This window comes from bacterium (assembly GCA_021371935.1).
In the GTDB taxonomy this organism is placed as follows: Bacteria; Armatimonadota; UBA5829; order UBA5829; family UBA5829; genus UBA5829.
Genome location: JAJFVF010000022.1, coordinates 137,949 through 149,998, shown reverse-complemented (window position 1 = coordinate 149,998; position 12,050 = coordinate 137,949). Strand labels below are relative to the sequence as shown.

Annotated in this window: 14 protein-coding genes and 2 tRNA genes; 4 read left to right on the top strand and 12 right to left on the bottom strand. The window is 51.6% G+C overall.

Going from position 1 to position 12,050, the window contains the following annotated elements:
• Positions 1–4: 4 nt before the first annotated feature.
• The 4 genes from lgt (at position 5) to LLG46_15205 (ending at position 3,870) form a co-directional block, all read left to right on the top strand.
• A complete protein-coding gene (gene lgt / locus LLG46_15220) occupies positions 5–757 on the top strand; it encodes a prolipoprotein diacylglyceryl transferase (protein ID MCE5324645.1) in 753 nt (250 codons plus the stop codon).
• Positions 758–848: 91 nt separating this feature from the next.
• Complete coding sequence (locus LLG46_15215; protein MCE5324644.1) at positions 849–2,540, top strand: FAD-dependent oxidoreductase; 1,692 nt, start codon at positions 849–851, stop codon at positions 2,538–2,540.
• A gap of 21 nt (positions 2,541–2,561) precedes the next feature.
• Positions 2,562–3,212 carry a peroxiredoxin gene (locus LLG46_15210; GenBank protein ID MCE5324643.1) on the top strand — a complete coding sequence of 217 codons (651 nt, stop codon included), beginning with the start codon at positions 2,562–2,564 and terminating at the stop codon, positions 3,210–3,212.
• A gap of 76 nt (positions 3,213–3,288) precedes the next feature.
• Positions 3,289–3,870 (top strand): DNA-3-methyladenine glycosylase, encoded by a 582-nt coding sequence (locus tag LLG46_15205; GenBank protein MCE5324642.1) that lies wholly within the window; start codon positions 3,289–3,291, stop codon positions 3,868–3,870.
• Between the two features lie 61 nt (positions 3,871–3,931).
• Here the strand turns inward: LLG46_15205 and LLG46_15200 are convergent, their stop codons facing one another.
• From LLG46_15200 to trpD, 12 genes are all read right to left on the bottom strand, one after another.
• Positions 3,932–4,639: an energy-coupling factor ABC transporter ATP-binding protein gene (locus tag LLG46_15200; protein ID MCE5324641.1), complete on the bottom strand. Its 708-nt coding sequence runs from the start codon at positions 4,637–4,639 to the stop codon at positions 3,932–3,934.
• A complete protein-coding gene (locus tag LLG46_15195) occupies positions 4,636–5,343 on the bottom strand; it encodes an energy-coupling factor transporter transmembrane protein EcfT (GenBank protein MCE5324640.1) in 708 nt (235 codons plus the stop codon). The genes LLG46_15200 and LLG46_15195 overlap by 4 nt, the downstream gene beginning before the upstream one ends.
• The gene (locus tag LLG46_15190; protein ID MCE5324639.1) at positions 5,328–5,750 is read right to left on the bottom strand and encodes a formylmethanofuran dehydrogenase subunit E family protein; all 423 of its coding nucleotides are present in this window, start codon (positions 5,748–5,750) and stop codon (positions 5,328–5,330) included. The genes LLG46_15195 and LLG46_15190 overlap by 16 nt, the downstream gene beginning before the upstream one ends.
• A gap of 83 nt (positions 5,751–5,833) precedes the next feature.
• A tRNA-Cys gene (locus LLG46_15185) sits at positions 5,834–5,908 on the bottom strand.
• A gap of 6 nt (positions 5,909–5,914) precedes the next feature.
• A tRNA-Gly gene (locus LLG46_15180) sits at positions 5,915–5,989 on the bottom strand.
• A gap of 117 nt (positions 5,990–6,106) precedes the next feature.
• Positions 6,107–6,727, bottom strand: coding sequence for a pentapeptide repeat-containing protein (locus LLG46_15175; protein MCE5324638.1), 621 nt, complete (start codon positions 6,725–6,727; stop codon positions 6,107–6,109).
• Between the two features lie 11 nt (positions 6,728–6,738).
• The gene (deoC, locus tag LLG46_15170) at positions 6,739–7,467 is read right to left on the bottom strand and encodes a deoxyribose-phosphate aldolase (GenBank protein MCE5324637.1); all 729 of its coding nucleotides are present in this window, start codon (positions 7,465–7,467) and stop codon (positions 6,739–6,741) included.
• 81 nt (positions 7,468–7,548) lie between these two features.
• Entirely contained in the window at positions 7,549–8,343 is a 795-nt protein-coding gene (gene trpA, locus LLG46_15165) for a tryptophan synthase subunit alpha (protein MCE5324636.1), read from the bottom strand.
• Entirely contained in the window at positions 8,340–9,554 is a 1,215-nt protein-coding gene (gene trpB, locus LLG46_15160) for a tryptophan synthase subunit beta (protein ID MCE5324635.1), read from the bottom strand. Before trpB ends, trpA begins: the two co-directional genes overlap by 4 nt.
• On the bottom strand, positions 9,526–10,164 hold the full coding sequence (locus tag LLG46_15155; protein MCE5324634.1) for a phosphoribosylanthranilate isomerase: 639 nt from the start codon (positions 10,162–10,164) through the stop codon (positions 9,526–9,528). The genes trpB and LLG46_15155 overlap by 29 nt, the downstream gene beginning before the upstream one ends.
• Positions 10,161–10,991: an indole-3-glycerol phosphate synthase TrpC gene (gene trpC, locus LLG46_15150; protein ID MCE5324633.1), complete on the bottom strand. Its 831-nt coding sequence runs from the start codon at positions 10,989–10,991 to the stop codon at positions 10,161–10,163. The genes LLG46_15155 and trpC overlap by 4 nt, the downstream gene beginning before the upstream one ends.
• Positions 10,988–12,016 carry an anthranilate phosphoribosyltransferase gene (trpD, locus tag LLG46_15145; GenBank protein ID MCE5324632.1) on the bottom strand — a complete coding sequence of 343 codons (1,029 nt, stop codon included), beginning with the start codon at positions 12,014–12,016 and terminating at the stop codon, positions 10,988–10,990. The genes trpC and trpD overlap by 4 nt, the downstream gene beginning before the upstream one ends.
• Between the last annotated feature and the right edge of the window lie 34 nt (positions 12,017–12,050).

Below are 12,050 nucleotides of genomic sequence, written 5' to 3'. Positions count from 1 at the left end.
CATTATGCACTCAACACTCTTTACAATATTTGGTCTTCCCATTCGAGCCTACGGTCTGATGATGGTCGTGGGTTTCTGTGTTGGTTTGTGGCGAGCCGTGCGTGTCGCAAAGAGACGCGATATTGATGCAGACCGCGTCTATGACCTTGCTCTTGTCGTGCTCCTGAGCGGGATCATAGGTTCACGTCTGGTATATATCCTTCTGAACTCCCAGACAGAGAGCTTCAGCCGGTTTTTTGCGGTATGGGAGGGCGGCCTGAGCTTTCACGGCGGCGTAATTTTTGCACTGCTGGCGGGATATATATATACCAGGCGCACTAAACTTTCATATTTGCAGATGGCTGACCTGTTCGCACCTTCTGTAGCCATTGCTTATGCATTCACACGCGTCGGCTGCTTCCTCAATGGCTGCTGCTATGGCTGTCCGACCAGCCTGCCCTGGGGTGTGCGGTTTCTGGAAAACGGCACACTCACACCCCCGTCTCATCCCACTCAGATATATGCGACCATAGCTAACCTGATCATATTCGCGATCCTCACCCGTCTGGAAAATCTCAAGCGCGCAAATGGTTTTGTTTTTGTGAGCTACCTCGGGCTGTACGGCATTTACAGGTTCCTGGTGGAGTTTCTCAGGAATGGATATTCCGCTCAGGAATGGATATGCGGGCTCACTCAGGCTCAGTGGGTCAGTATTGTGATGATTGTCGCATCACTGGCAGTCATACTTACTGTATACCGCCGTCCATCCTCAAAGTAAAAAAACTCCAGTATTTTCCTCAATCAAGTTATCAAGCTCAGCTATTTGGGTAATACTACTTTCGTATTTGCGTTTGCAGTTGGAGGTAGTAATGGCGAAAAATCGTATAGTCGTTATAGGCGGAGTAGCCTGCGGACCCAAAGCGGCGGCACGAGCGCGCAGGCGCGATCCGCATGCAGATATCACCATAATCGAGCGTGGGGAACTGCTCTCGTACGCCGGATGCGGGCTGCCGTATTATATCGAGGGCAAGATTGAGACAGCCGACGAACTGATGAGCGCTGGCGCGGGTGTGATCCGCGATGCCGCATTTTTCAAGAACGTGAAGGCGATAGATGTGATGAACCGCACCCTTGCCGAGCGTATAGATCGAAAGAAAAAGGTGGTCGAGGTCATATCTGTTGAGACCGGCGTCAAGAGTGAGGTCGCCTACGACAAACTTGTCCTTGCGACGGGAGCGGACTCCGTAATGCCGCCGTTTGCCGGGATCGATCTAAAAGGGGTATTCAGACTCAATCATCCGACAGACGCCGAGGACATCAAGAAATGGGTCACATGTGGCTGCAATAGTGCTGTGATTATCGGCGCAGGGCTGATAGGCATGGAAGTCGCCGAGGCTCTGACCTCGAACGGCATATCGGTGACCATGATCGAGATGATGGACACGCTGGTCCCAGTGTTTCTGGACCCGGAGCTTTCCGCTCACCTCGAAAAGCATATTAAAGGCAAAGGCGTCAATGTGATGACCGGCACCAAAGTGCTCGCACTCGAAGGCGATGACACCGGCCAGGTGAGCCGTGTTATTACCGATAAGGGCGAAGTCGACACGCAGATGGTCCTTGTTGCCATAGGCGTCCGTCCCAATATAACGCTGGCAAAAGATGCCGGACTTGAGATCGGTGAGACAGGCGCGATCAAAGTTAATGAACATCTGCAGACCAATGATCCCAATATATATGCCGGCGGCGACTGTGCCCAGGTCTGGAATCGTATTACGGGTAAACCGGCGTATGTGCCGCTTGGCTCCACTGCCAATAAGCACGGCAGGATCATAGGCGACAACATCACCGGCGGCAACTCGACGTTTGACGGTGTTTTGGGCACGGTGATATTTAAGGCTTTCGACTTCAATGTAGGCCGTGTCGGGCTTTCTGAAAAGGACTGCATAAAGATGGGTCTGCCGTATGTGACTGCTCTTACGCCGGGACCTGACCGCGCTCACTATTATCCCACATCGCGCCCGATGATCCTGAAGCTCATCGCCGACCCGAAGTCTGGTAAAGTATTGGGCATGCAGGCGGTCGGGACGGGCGATGTAGCCAAGAGGGTGGATGTCACTGCGACCCTGCTCTCTTTCGGCGGGACCTATCGAGATGTATCGGAGCTTGACCTGGCATATGCGCCTCCATTTTCATCCGCGGTCGATATACTCCAGCATGCCGCCAACGTGATAGACAACAAGATAAATGACCTTGCCCACTCCATCACGCCTATGCAGGTCAAGAATATGATCGACGGGGGCAGGGATTTCATATGGCTGGATGTGCGTGGACCGAAAGAAGTGGAAACGCTGAGTTTGAAAAACCCGAGAGTTGTCAATATACCTTTAGGTAAACTTCGTGCGAGGTCCGGCGAATTGCCCAAGGACGCTGAGATCGTGACGTTCTGCAAGGTCAGCATTCGAGGTTATGAGGCTCAGAGAATTCTCGATGGCGAGGGTTTCAAGAATGTCAAATTTATGGACGGCGGCGTTTCGGCCTGGCCGTACTCTCTGGAAGTTTAGTAAACAAGATAGGAGAATGTTATGGAAGAAGAAATGGAAAATGTCTGCAAACACCCACTTATAGGTGATTCCGCCCCCGAATGGGAAGCAATAACGACTCATGGCCAACTCAAACTCTCGGATTTTGCGGGCAAATGGGTAGTGCTGTTCTCGCATCCGTCGGATTTCACGCCAGTGTGCACCACTGAGTTTGTCGCATTTGCTCAAAAGAACGATGAGTTCAAAAAGCGAAATGTCCAGCTCATCGGCCTGTCTATCGACAGCGTCTTTTCGCATGTGGCCTGGACTCGGAATATAAAGGACAAGCTGGGGGTGGATATCCCGTTTCCGGTGATTGCCGATCTTGATATGAAGGTGGCGCAGGCTTATGGAATGCTGCAGGGACCTTCATCTACCACGTCGACCGTGAGGACTGTTTTTGTAATAGACGACAAAGGCATTATGCGGGCGATGCTTTATTACCCTATGTCCAACGGGCGCAATATAGACGAGATACTGCGGCTCGTGGATGCTCTGCAGACGACGGACAAATACGGCGTAGCGACCCCTGCAAACTGGAAACCGGGTGATAAAGTGGTAGTTCCTCCTCCAACGACCTCAGAGGGAGCCGAAAAGCGCACTTCCGAGGGCTACGAATGCATAGATTGGTATCTATGCAAGAAGGAACTCTAGCCCCAAATACTCAATATAAAATATGAAATAAAAATATGTCGCCCCGGTCTCCGGGGCATTTTTACAGGTCAGTAAGTTGTCGTCAAATAAGCTTCCCCGTGAGTTCTATCTTCAGGATACAGTGACTGTTGCGCGCGCATGCCTTGGCAAAGTGCTTGTGCATGTCACGGACGAGGGTATTATGTCTGGTCGAATAGTCGAGACCGAGGCATATTTGTGCAACGATCCGGCATGTCATGCGTCCAGAGGTATGACCAAACGCAACGCTGCTATGTTCGGCGAGCCTGGTCATGCGTATGTTTACTTCACCTATGGTTTTCACTACTGTATGAACTTCGTGACCCAGCCGAAAGGGACAGGTGAGGCTGTTTTGATCAGAGCGCTGGTGCCACTTGAGGGTATCGAGCTGATGATGCGCAATCGAGGTAAAGACAATCCTCATGATCTGTGCAGCGGTCCCGGCAAGCTGACCCAGGCTATGGAGATCGGTCCGGAACTCAATTGTGAGGATCTGCTCGGTGATAAGTTTTATGTGCTGGATGACGGCGCTGATGTCGGGCGGATCATTGTCCGTCCTCGCATAGGCATCAAGCATGCGATCCATGAGCAATGGCGGTTCTACCCGGCAGACTACCTGGAGTGGGCGTCGAAGAAGTAATGGAGAGCCCGACCTGATTTAGTATTGAGTATGTTGTATTGATTATTTAACGGTTCGATAATCATTTAAGCCCGCATGCAGACAGGAGTGATGCGTCGGAGAGTATGTCCTGCGTGGAGCCTATTGCAGCAATTGTGCCCTCGGACATAACGATTGCGCGTGTGCAAACCGTTTTTGCAAAGCGCAAGTCATGCGTAGATATCAGTTTCGTGCAGTCGAGTGCATCCAGCAGTTTGGCTAGCAGTCTTGCACCGCGTGGGTCAAGCCCTGCGCTCGGTTCATCCATTAGTAGAATTTCAGGTTTGCATGCGATTGCCGATGCTATGGCGGCTCTCTTTTTCTCACCCAGACTCATACTGTGCGTCTGACGTTCTTCAAAGCCCTTGAGCCCAACAGCCTCAAGACTCCGCGAGACAATCCCATCTATCTCATCACCATGTGCACCGAAATTTCTCGGTCCGAAAGCGATATCGTCTGCCAGGATGGGCGAAAACAACTGGTCGTTCGGGTCCTGAAACACCAACTGCGCCTTAGCGCGCACCTTACTCAGAGACTTACTATTGACCGGCATGCCCGCAATCTCGATCTCTCCGGTGCCGCCCAGAACGCCGACCAGTGCAAGCAACAGCGTGCTTTTGCCCGCACCGTTGGCTCCCAATATTGCGACCGACTCACCCTGCTCGATCTCAAATGAGATATCTTCAATGCCTTTTCTGCCGTCGGGATAATTTACGCTGAGGCTGCGGACCGATATTGCGCTCGAACTCATATCGCCACCACCGACATAAGAACATATACCAGGGTGATCGCGAGTGGGGCATAGGCGGCCGCGTGTGGAGCCAACATGATGGAATGCGGCAGTCGGCCGTCAAAACCCCTGCATTCCATAGCAGTCGCGACCCTTTCCGCGCGTGAGAATGATCGCACCATCAGGCTTGCGATGAGCACAGCGATATCTCCTAGCTGGGCTATGCGACTCTTTCTATCTCCGCCTCGCAGCACGCGGGCTGTATTCATCCTAAGCGCCTCGTGATGTACGATCTCGAACCATCGAAATATCTGACCGGCGACCGCAGTAAATAGCGCCGGGACTCTGATATATTCCAGCGCCCTGCAGACATTCACATGGCCGGTTGTCTGAAACAGCGCCGATGAACATACAAATACAAGCAGGCATTTGACAATGAACATTCCCATTCGGTCGAATTCGGCTGATGCTATTGACATGCCCGATAATATCGACAACACCATAAGCCCCGCTATGAGTGATATGACAGCAAACAGCCCGACGATCCACCTTCTCCAAGAGAGGGATGATGCGACTGCAAGGGCTATAATCGGCAATCCGATCATCAATAATTGTGTGGGGTGGGGTACTGCCGCCGCCGCTATTATCAGTACCATTGCGCAATAGACACGCACATACGGATGAATCTGTGCGATCCAGTTTGACTTCTTTATTTGCTCTTGCATACAGCAAAAACCTGGTCGTCAGGCAGTTTCCAAACTCTCAGAGATGCCTCATCTTCACCGACTTCGTTATACCATTCCAACGATTTCGGACCGATACTATCCGTCGGAGTGAGTACAACCGCTGTACCAGTCTGAGTGTTTTTAAAGATGACCTTGACGATTTCATCGCTTATGATGTGCTTTATATTTGTCTTACCCATGGTCGCGCCGGTGGCGAGTTGTATTCCGTCGATCATGCAGGAGACAGGCGGCTTTCCTGGGCAGTGAACTTCCACATTGATCCCGAAATGATCGTTTATATTCAATGCCTTGACGGCATAATTGCCCATTTTCATCCCAATCACCAGGTTCGGTCCCATGTGGCCGTGGAACCTTTTTGCAAGGTCAAGATCAGTAAACTCTTTCATTATTCTCCTCTGTAGTATTAGTAGGCAGTCGCTAGTACACAGCAAACTGTAGAGTATGTTTTTGGAATAGTTTTTATTGGACGTGGAGGCGACGACCAGAATCGAACTGGTGATAGCGATTTTGCAGACCGCTGCCTTAGCCACTTGGCTACGTCGCCTCAATATGGAGCGGGAGACGGGATTCGAACCCGCGACATTCAGCTTGGGAAGCTGACGCTCTACCACTGAACTACTCCCGCATATCTGAGGTCAAATTTTATCAGTTCAAATGGCAGGCATTGCCGGACTTACAATGCCCCGTCTAACAACGGTATTTTAACAGTCCGTAAGTTTGCTGTCAAGTGAAATCTTGCCGATCACTCGACAATTGCACCATGACACTTTGCAAAATAGACTGTCTGGGTTATATCCATTCGTGTGCCCTTGATATTTGCGTCAATCAGGTTTATACCAGGCATCGCTGCGCCGCGCAGGTCGGCATCAATCAGCTTGGCTTTGTTCATATTGGCTCTGGTCAGGTCGGCATTGCGCAGGTCGACTTTTGTGAGGTCTGCACTGTAGAAATCAGCTTCAGTGAAGTTAATGGCTTGCAGATCAAGACCGTGCAGGTCCTGAAAGCGCATATTCACCCAAGACCAGTTACCGCCGCTTATTGAGATACCGTCGAGCCTTGTGTCAATGAATGTGGAACCGAGCATACTACAGTCTTTGAAGTCGGACATGAATAGATCGGCTCCGGTAAATGTACATCCTGCAAATGAGCAGTCGGAGATGACGGATGAGTTGAGTTTTGCGCGTGTGAAGTCACATTCTTCAAACCGGCACCCTGTCATGTTGGCCTCACCCAGGCGTGCATCGACAAATTTGCAGTGGACAAATGTGCATCTGACAAAATTGGACTCAGATAGGTCCATCTCATCAAACGACTCGTCCAGATATTCCTTTTCAGTCGGGTCAAATTGTTCCTTTTTGGTCATCGATCATATTCTTAGCCGCTTCGTCTTCGCCCAGCGCTTTCAAGATAGTCTTCGGGCACGTATCCGTCAATTATGGCTGCCGCGCTGGATGTTCCTATCCTGCTCGCGCCCGCATCCAGCATCTCCATAGCTTGTTCTGTTGTGCGAATTCCCCCTGCGGCCTTGACGCCGATATCCGATCCTACCACATGGCGTATCAGCCGTATATCCTCCACAGTCGCTCCACCGGGAGCGGTGCCTGTCGATGTCTTGACGAAGTCGCCGCCTGCCTCGCGAATAATTTCGCAGGCAATCTTTTTCTCGTCGTCGGCCAGGTAGTATGCTTCAATGATGAATTTGAGGACGGTTCGCTTTGCGTCCTGGGTCATGCCGGTCATTCGGGAGGTGTCTACAAGCTCTCTGATTTCGCTCTCGACTATATTGCGCTCACCTGATTTGAGCGCACCTATGTTGATTACGATGTCCAGTTCATTGGCTCCGTTGGTGATGGCTGTCCGAGCCTCATATACTTTCACCGACCTGCCGCTTGCGCCGAACGGGAATCCGATTACAGTGGCGATCTTGACATCAGTTTCAGCCATAGCTCGTCGGACTACAGGCAGCCAAAATGGAAAGACCACGACCGATGCGACGTGATAGTGTGCCGCTTCCTCGCAAAACCGGACAATATCCTCGCGAGTGGCGGTTGGCCTGAGCAGAGTAGAATCCATCAGCTTGGCAAACTGTTCTTTCGAGAACATATAATCACCTCAATCCTGAGATAACAGGCAACAGGTCACAGGTCACGGTTTTACTGCCACCTGTTGCCTAACACCTGTCCCCTAACTCGTTCCCTTTTTTAGCTCTTTGACAAAATCTCCGGTTCGCTCTATTGCTTCAGCCGAGTCAGCGCTTTTGTCTACGATACTCACCAGCGCGCTCCCGACCACTGCCCCGTCAGCAAATTCGGTCACCTGCCGCACATGTTCGGGCTTGGATATGCCGAAACCAATCACGACAGGCAGTCCTGACGCCGACTTAATCGTGTTTACCAACTGCTTCAAGTCAGCGGGCACACTGCTTCTTGCGCCGGTGACGCCGGTCCTCGATACGCAATATATAAACCCGCTTGCCATGTTCGCCGTAAGGGCTATTCTCTCCTTCGTGCTGGTAGGTGCAAGGAGAAATATAGTCGCAATCCGTGCCGAATCTGAAGCCGATTTCCATTCTGACGCCTCTTCGACAGGCAGATCGACCATAATCACTCCATCAGCCCCAGCGGATGCCGCATCATCAGCGAATTTCTTAATGCCGTATTTCTGCACCGGGTTATAATAAGTCATCAGCACTATGGGTTTGTCACACAACGCCCTTATGGAGCGCACATTATCGAATATACCCTTCACGCTCGCGCCGGCCTGCAGCGCCCTGAAACTTGCCGATTGGATAGTCGGACCATCCGCCAGCGGGTCTGAGAACGGAATACCGATCTCGACTATATCCGCTCCCGACTCGAATATTTTCAGTGTAAGGTCTTTGGTCGTCTCAAAGTCCGGGTCACCTCCGGTTATGAAGCATACCAGCGCCTTATCTCCGCGGTCTTTGAGCTCTACGAATTTTGCATCTATTCTATTCATTCCAATATGCCCTCCGTCCCAAGCTGCTTGGCTACTGTATGCACGTCCTTATCGCCTCTGCCGGATAAGCATATCACCACTGTTTCATTCTTACCCAGACTGGGAGCCAACTTCCTGACATGTGCAATCGCATGCGAAGATTCCAGCGCGGGAATTATACCTTCTGTTTCCGAAAGAAACTGGAATGCTTCCAGAGCCTCGGCGTCTGTGGCGTTTGTATATTCCGCCCGCCCCGAGTCTTTGAAATAGCTGTGTTCCGGCCCGACCCCAGGATAATCCAGCCCTGCCGAGATGCTGTGAGTGAGCTGGACCTGGCCGTCCTCATCCTGCAATAAATAGCTCATCGAGCCATGCAGCACGCCCGGCGATCCCAGACCCAATGTCGAGCAGTGGCGAGGTGTATTAATCCCTTCACCGGCAGCTTCAACGCCTATCATCTTGACCGACTCATCTTTTGCGAACGGATAAAACATCCCCATAGCGTTGCTGCCCCCGCCGACACATGCGACCAGGTAATCAGGGAGCCTGCCTTCTTTTTCGATGTGCTGCCTGCGGGTCTCTCGGCCTATTACAGACTGGAAATCGCGCACCATCATAGGGTAGGGGTGCGGCCCGACCACCGAGCCTATAATGTAATGCGTATCGTTGACATTTGTGACCCAGTCGCGGATTGCCTCGCTGGTAGCGTCCTTAAGGGTCTGAGTGCCGCTGGTGACCGGGATTACCTCAGCCCCTAATAACCTCATTCTAAAGACATTCAAGGCCTGCCTTTCCATGTCCTCAACACCCATGTAGACGTGACACTTGAGGCCAAAAAGCGCACATGCAGTAGCTGTTGCGACACCATGCTGACCTGCGCCTGTCTCAGCGATGACCCTGGGTTTACCCATCCGCTTTGCAAGCAAAATTTGACCCATCACATTATTGAGCTTGTGCGCACCGGTGTGACATAGGTCTTCGCGCTTGAGATATATCTTTGCGCCAGCGAGTTTCTCTGTCATCCTTTTGGCGAAGTATAGTGGTGTGGGTCTGCCCACATACTCCTTGAAATAATAGTCCAACTCTTCGTTAAATTCTTTATCATCTTTATACCGACTGTAAGTCTCCATAAGCTCGTCCAAAGCCGGCATCAGAATTTCAGGGACGTATCGCCCGCCATACATTCCGAAGTGGCCGCGAGCATCAGGAAGCGTTGTCTGCTGCTCTGACATTTTCAATTAACTCCTTTACCTTATTGTGATCCTTCTTGCCGGGGCATATCTCCACCCCACTCGATATATCCACTGCATACGGCTTAACTGTCTTGATTGCATCTGCTATGTTTTCGGGCTCCAGCCCACCTGAGAGAATGATGGGTTTGCCGAGTGATTTTGCGCGGACTGCAAGCTCCCAGTCGAATGTCTCTCCGGTGCCTCCTGGTTGCCCTTTCTTGTATGTATCAAGCAAGTAATAGGCGGCGTGCGAGTGACTTGCAAGGTCGTTGATGCTGGATTCATCCCTCACACGCGCAACACGTATCACCCGACCCGCACCGATCTTCCGTGCAAAGTCTTCACTTTGATCGCCGTGAAGCTGAGCGTAGTCCAAGCTGCACTCGTCCATAATCTGCATCACTTCGTCGGATTCTTCAGTGAAGACCCCGACAGTTCTGATGGTTTGATGGTTTGATGGTTTGATGGTATTCAAGATATCAGCTACCGTGGACACGCCTACATGCCTTGGGCTGTCTGCAAAGATAAAACCCAGCATATCCGCACCAGACTCCACTGCCGCTATGGCGTCCTCAATATTAGTGATCCCACAGATTTTGGCCAGTGTCATCCAATCAACTCCCGCAGTTTTGCCTCGATGTCATCTTCACGCACAAGGGCTTCACCTATCAGCACCGCGTCCACTCCAATCGAGCCTAGTCTGGTCAGGTCATCGTGAGAAAATATCCCACTCTCGCTCACAAATCTCGGCCTGCCACCTGTCATCGCTACCTTTTCAGCTTTGTTTTGAGTGGCTGTATGGCCGGACGTAAATTGCTGCATCAGCCTTATACTGGTATCCAAGCTGACCTCGAATGTTTGCAAATTCCTGTTATTGATCCCTATAAGCGGCGCACACACGTCCAGCGCCATCTCCATCTCATGCTCATCATGGACCTCCACCAGAGCATACATTCCGAGTTCGGTCGCGCGGTTCATCAGCTCGGCCAGTTTATCCTTTTCGAGAGCTGCCACAATCAGCAGCACAGCGTCTGCTCCCGCTGTCCGAGCCTCATAGACCTGATATTCATCTATTAGGAAGTCCTTTCTGAGCACAGGGATCGATACAGTCCGCTTTACAAACTTCATATATTCCAGCGAGCCCTGGAAAAACTTCTCGTCAGTGAGCACAGATATTGCCGATGCCCCGCCGGACTCATACGACGCAGCGATTGCTCTTGGATCGAAGTCCTGCCGGATCAGTCCTTTTGATGGCGAGGCTTTTTTTACCTCCGCAATCACAGCCGGAATTCCGTTCTTATTTCTGACGAGCCGCTTTGCAAAATCCAACGGCATGGGCGCATCAGATACACGTGACCTGAGTTCACGCAGAGGCAATACAGCCTTTCTCTGTTCAACTTCAATAATCTTTTCTTGTATAATCTTATCCAGTATCAATTTGCTGCAAGCTCCTGCGTTATTGACTTGAACCTCTTTAGCGACTCCATAGCTGCGCCCGAGTCGATAGACTGCGCCGCCAGAGTCATTCCGTCGCGTATGTCGTCAGCCTTGCCTGCGACCATCAGCGCCGCCGCTGCATTGAGCAGCACAATATCGCGCCTTGCGCCTTTTTCGCCGTCGAGCACACTCAGCAGAGCCTGGACATTGTCCACAACACTACCAGTGCCTGCCGCCAGTTTTTCCGGCTTTACGGTCTCTATTCCAAAGTCTGATGGCGACACCGTATATGTGTTGACTTTGCCGTCTTTGAGTTCGCTTATGCGCGTCTCGCCCAGTGTGGATATCTCGTCCAGACCGGCCATGCCATGAAAGACCATCGCCCGCTCTGTCCCCAGAGCATTGAGCACCTTCGCCATAGTCTCAGTGATATCAGGCGCGAATACTCCGATCACCTGCCATTTCGCGTTTGCTGGGTTGGTCATAGGTCCGAGCATGTTAAAGACCGTCCTTATACCGATCTCTTTGCGCGGTCCGGCGGCATGTTTCATGGATGGGTGCATAAAAGGCGCGAACATAAATCCTATTCCCGCCTGGTCTATGCATGTCGCGATCTGATCCGGGTTCAGGTTCAGATTCACCCCGAGTGCTTCCAGGACATCCGCACTGCCGCATGTGCTTGAAGCCGCACGGTTGCCGTGTTTTGCGACAGTCACCCCCGCTCCAACGATCACAAATGTCGCAGTGGTTGATATATTGAACGTATCGAGCGTGTCTCCGCCCGTGCCGCATGTGTCGATGAGAGCATCGCACTTCGGCCTGACCTTGATCGCCTTTTCGCGCATAATCTTGACGAAACCGGTAATCTCATCCACGGTCTCGCCTTTAATCCGCATCGCCGTGATAAATGACGACACCTGCGCGGCGGTCGCTTCACCATCCATTATCTCGGTCATTGCGAGCATGGCCTCATCCTGACTGAGGTTACACCCTTCGACCACTTTCTTAATAGCATCTCTAATCATTTTCTTTCTCCAGGTAAATTTATTGTGAAAGCAC